At 35.8% G+C, this 5,028-nt stretch carries 3 protein-coding genes; all 3 read right to left on the reverse strand.

Going from position 1 to position 5,028, the window contains the following annotated elements; all coding sequences use genetic code 11:
* Positions 1-123: 123 nt before the first annotated feature.
* The 3 genes from AM305_RS00570 to AM305_RS00580 are packed head-to-tail and all read right to left on the reverse strand — an operon-like array spanning position 124 to position 4,972.
* Complete coding sequence (locus AM305_RS00570) at positions 124-1,404, reverse strand: HlyD family type I secretion periplasmic adaptor subunit (RefSeq protein ID WP_005822077.1); 1,281 nt, start codon at positions 1,402-1,404, stop codon at positions 124-126.
* A 48-nt stretch (positions 1,405-1,452) separates the two neighbouring features.
* Positions 1,453-3,633, reverse strand: coding sequence for a type I secretion system permease/ATPase (locus AM305_RS00575; protein WP_005822079.1), 2,181 nt, complete (start codon positions 3,631-3,633; stop codon positions 1,453-1,455).
* Between the two features lie 58 nt (positions 3,634-3,691).
* A complete protein-coding gene (locus tag AM305_RS00580) occupies positions 3,692-4,972 on the reverse strand; it encodes a TolC family protein (protein WP_005822080.1) in 1,281 nt (426 codons plus the stop codon).
* Positions 4,973-5,028 lie beyond the last annotated feature (56 nt).

Consider the following 5,028-nt stretch of genomic DNA (forward strand, 5'->3'; position numbering starts at 1 on the left):
ATTAGATCAAACCTCTAGAGAGATGTCTAGAGGTTTGTCAGCGGTCTGAGGACAGGCTTTATGCCTGTCCTTTTGTTGGTATAGTAGATAAATTTGTCTACTATGCCAAATATTGATATCTAACTATCGTTCCTGTAAGGATTGTTTCATTCGAGTAATAGGTTTAATTAGGTATTGGAATACCGTTTTTTGACCAGTTTTTATATCTACAGAGGCAATCATACCTGGAATAATAGGCATTACTTTTCCATCTTTATCAGTTAAATGGCTTCCTTCTGTTTTAACTAATACTCGATAGTATGCTTCATTTGGGTTCAACTTTAGATCACTCGGGCGTTTTTGATCATGTAAGGTATCCGGGCTTAATAGTGTCACAGTACCTTCTAATCCACCATAAATTGCATAATCATAGGCAGTTAATTTAACTAATGCAGTCATACCAGGTCTAACATAGGCAACATCACTTGGGCTGATATAGGCCTCAACAAGTAATGTATCTTCGATCGGGACAATTTCCATAATATCTTGACCTGCACTAATAACTCCACCAATGGTGTTAATACGTATATTTTTAACAATTCCTTTAAGTGGAGAGCGGATAAGAGAGCGTTCAACAGGGTCAGCTCGCATAGCCATATTTTCTCTAGCTTGTGATAATTCTGCTTCAATTTTGGTTAATTCAGCACTAGCATCTGTGACATACTTATTCTTGCGTTCAACCATTTGTAGTTGTAAATCCGTAGATTGTCTTTTCATTCTAAGTAGTTCAACTGCAGAAACAGCACCTTTAGCCACAATAGGTTCTGTAATACGAATTTCTCTATCGAGTAGGTTTTTACTATTTTGTAAGCTTGCTAAGGATTCTTGTAACGATGTTTTTCGTTTTTCGTAAATAATTCGTTCACGTTCTTGTAAACTGGCTGGTATTTTTTCCGAAAAAACGAGTGGTGTGCCATAGGCTTCCGCTTGTAGACGAGCGGAAAGTGCCTCTAAGTTTTCTACTTTAGCTTGGCTTTCGCGTAATATTGCAGAGCTACGAGTATCATCTAATTTTAATAATACTTGTCCTTTTTCAACAGTATCACCTTCTTTTACAAGCATTTCTTTTAGAATTCCTGGATCTAAACTTTGAATAACTTGCTCTCGGCTATTAGGAATAATACTGCCTTGCCCACGAGTTACTTCATCAATAGGGCTGTTATATGCCCAGATAACAAAAATAACCATCAATGCAAAGAAAAAAGAGATTGTTGCGAATATAGAATGATGATTTTCTTGTTGCAATGCAGCATTCAAGTCATTCAGCAAACGTAAGTCTTTTTTATTTAGAGGTGCTTGCTTTTTGGCTGCTTGTTTAGTTTGTAATTTTTCCACTGTATCATGTGGCGTTTTATCTTTATTCATTTTGATTAACTCGTCATAACATAAATATATAACACATTTAATTGCTAACTAGGCGTGTGTTGTAGCATTTGTGTCTTGAGATTTAACTGATTCCGCAGGTTGATCGTTTTCGTTTTGCTGTTTTGATAAGTGTCGTAATACGGCATCTCGTGGTCCATCTAGCACCACTTTTCCATTTTCAACAACAACAATACGATTAACAATTTGTAGCACCTGAGAACGATGTGTTACTACTACTAATGTTTTATTTTTTGCCCAATGAGCAATTCCCTGTAATGCTTGCATTTCAGAAAGTTGATCTAAACCTGTAGTTGGTTCATCAAGTAGTGCCACCTTAGGGTCTTTCATCGTCATACGAGCTAGAGCAACCATTTGTTTTTGCCCACCTGATAAACCGAGCCCGTCTTCGCCTAATGGCATATCTAGTCCACGAGGATGATTACGAATAAGATCAATTAAACCAAAACGAGCTAAAGCTTGTAATAAGTCTTGGTCAGTTGAAAAGCTATCCATGCGTGCTAAATCAAGGTTTTCTCGTAATGTGCCTAAAAAGAGGCGAGGATTTTGTTCGAGAAGCATTACTTGATTACGCAAAAAATGTGGATCAATTTGGCGTAAATCTACATCATCAACAGTGATATTTCCCTGTTTTGGTTCATATAAACCAGAGGCTAGTTTTAATACGGTAGATTTACCCGATCCAATTTTGCCTAGAATACCCACTTTTTCACCCGGTTGGATATTTAGATTAAGGGCATTAATAATAGGCTCTTCATTTTTATTGTAGCTAAAGGAAATATTATTAAATTGAATTGCTCCTCGAATAGATCTTAGTGTGACATAATTACGTTCATTATCTCTATCTGTAGGGCGTTCAATAATGCCATTAATTCCTTGCAATGCTAGTCGGGCTTGTTGGAAACGGATTGCTAACCCGGCAATTTGTCCTAAAGGTGCTAAAGTTCTGCCAGATAAGATAACACAAGCGATTAATGCCCCCATCGTGATTTTACTACTTGAATCTTCACTATGGATTAAATAGGTCCCTGTTAATACAAGGAATACCGTATTTAATTGCTGCATCATCATAGTAAAATTAGTGACAAAGTTACTGATGTTTTTTACTTTAATCGATGATGCGGCTGATTTTGCGGTGAAAAAATCCCAACGTTTTTGAGCCCAATTAGATGCATTATTCGTCTTTAGCGTTTCTAATCCTTCAATGGCTTCTACCGTCAGACCTTGGCGTTGAGAGCTTTCTCGCATAGATTCGTTAATGTAGCGTGATAATGGAATTTGCGCCAAGACCCCCACAATAATGACAACAGGAATAATTGTCATTGGAACAATTGCTAATTTCCCTGCCACCATAAACATGACAAATAAAAAGAGAAATAAGAATGGAAAATCTACCAAGGTTAATAGACTGGCACTAGTCATAAATTCACGGACAGATTCAAAATCACGTAAATTATTTGCATAGGATCCGGATGATGTTGGTCTATCTTGGAGTTTCAGACTTAGTACACGTCTAAATAGTGCAGAACTAATAATGAGATCCGCTTTTTTACCGGCAACATCTGTGAGATAAGCACGTAGCATTTTTGCTATGAGTTCAAATACAATAGCCAAAATAACCCCAAGGCTAAGAACCCATAAAGTGCTGTAAGCTTTATTTGGAATGACTCTGTCGTAGACATTCATCACATATAAAGAGCTAACAAGTGCTAAAAAGTTAACGATAAAACTAGATAAAATGACCTGATAATAATATTTTTTGAATCGCCAAATTACTTTAAAGAACCAAGCTTTTGGTAAGTTGTATTCAGGTAATTCAGAGCGAGAATCAACACTCTCTCTTGGTTTAATAAACCAACAATGTTGAAGATATTTTTGATCCAGTTCAGTTTCCGAGTACCATTGTGATAAACCATCAAGTAACTGAACTTTATAAGAACGTCCCTCATCATCCTCTTTAATTTCAGTTACCAATGCGGCTTCTTCATTTTGCAAAAAGAGAAGAACAGGTACAGCCAGGCTAGGAATGTCCTTTAATGGACGTTTAGATAATGTATTATCAAATCCTTCACTTTTAAGATATTCCCTTAAAGAACTAAAATCCAGTCCCATATTTTCAGTACGAATAGTATGAGCTGTCAGAGTGGCAACCGATAAATTCGCACCAAGCAACTGTGTTGCAAGGGATAAATTTTCAATAATTTGTTTCATATAGCTAACCTTTTAATGCATATGACTTATTAGATTATGAAATTTTCATCATCTAATGTTAATGTGCAAAATTTAATTTAATATTATTCGATTTTACTTCACTCCAAGTAGAAATCATTCCTTGAGTATATAAATAATCTAACATGGATGAGCGCAGACTATGTTCTGTGGTTGCGTAGGCGAGTTCAACACTCGTCACTTCTTTTTCGGCATTAAGCACATCTAAGAGAGAGCGTCTGGCTATTTCAAATTGTAAACGATAAAAATCAACTACTTTCTTTGATGATGTAATTTGTTTTTTTAATGCTTTTAACTGAATATTACTTTCCTTAATATTAATTTTTGCTAATCTTGCACCTTCTTCAATATCTCTTTCTGTGCGAGATAAGCGTTCACGGCTTGCAGAAATGTCACTAATTTTTTCTTTTGTAATATAGTTATTACCTCGATTATAGACGTCCCAAGCAACTTGAAGCCCAACCTGTTTATCTTCTCGTGTTGCAGAGCCTACAACATTAATTCTTGGCAATTGTTTTTTCTTTTCAACTTCAACGGATAAGTTCTTAGAAGCTAAGTCTGCAACATTAGCTCGATAAAGTGGATTATCAGAATGTTGTTTTAATGAATATTTACTGAACAGTTGATTTTCAGTTAGATCTGAAAATGGATTATTTAGCTGTTCTTCTGTTACTGTTGTTTTAGTGTATTTAGATAATGTATTTAAGGTAGCAGCTAACTTTTGGCGATAGCTATTAATTTCTTGTTGAACCATCAACATACGGGTTTCAGCTTGCACGAATTCAGACTCGCGTCCCTCATCATATTCTAATATGACATCTAGATCTTTAATAATCAGTTGATGACGTTCTAAACTTTTTTCTAGAACTTTAATGGATTCTTTAGTATTTAATGCACTGAGATAAAGCTTAGCAATGGTATAGGCGAGCTCTTCTCGAGTCGCTTCATAGGTATGTTGATAAAATTCCGTTTCTTTATGACTACGTTCTATATCCTTCTCAATGGCTCCAAAAGCATAGAGATTAACCTCAGCTTGGACTCCGGGAATGAGTTTCGTAGAACTATAATCATCCTTGTCCCTATGATGTTGTCCCAATACTTTTGATGTTGTTAGACTCACCACGGGATAATGCTGAGAACGGCTTTGTTCCATACGATTTTGAGCTGACTCAATGTTTGCTAGAGCTTCTTTTACCTCTGGTGCACTGGATAAATTTTGTTGCAAAAGTGTTTTTAGCGACTCTCCTTGAGCATGATTACTCAATGCTAAAAGAATGGCTAAAACAGTGTAAGAAAATGGTTTCTGTTTGCTTGGTTTCATAATAGAAATAAAATTTAATGAAAATAAACGATATTATGTAGGAGTTGCACAAGCAT

The sequence above is a fragment of the Actinobacillus minor NM305 genome, assembly GCF_000175195.1.
Classification (GTDB): domain Bacteria; phylum Pseudomonadota; class Gammaproteobacteria; order Enterobacterales; family Pasteurellaceae; genus Haemophilus_A; species Haemophilus_A minor.

Coding starts and splice junctions, on each gene's coding strand:
- AM305_RS00570 (WP_005822077.1), bottom strand. CDS start 1,404: ATGAATAAAGATAAAACGCCACATGATACAGTGGAAAAATTACAAACT.
- AM305_RS00575 (WP_005822079.1), bottom strand. CDS start 3,633: ATGAAACAAATTATTGAAAATTTATCCCTTGCAACACAGTTGCTTGGT.
- AM305_RS00580 (WP_005822080.1), bottom strand. CDS start 4,972: ATGAAACCAAGCAAACAGAAACCATTTTCTTACACTGTTTTAGCCATT.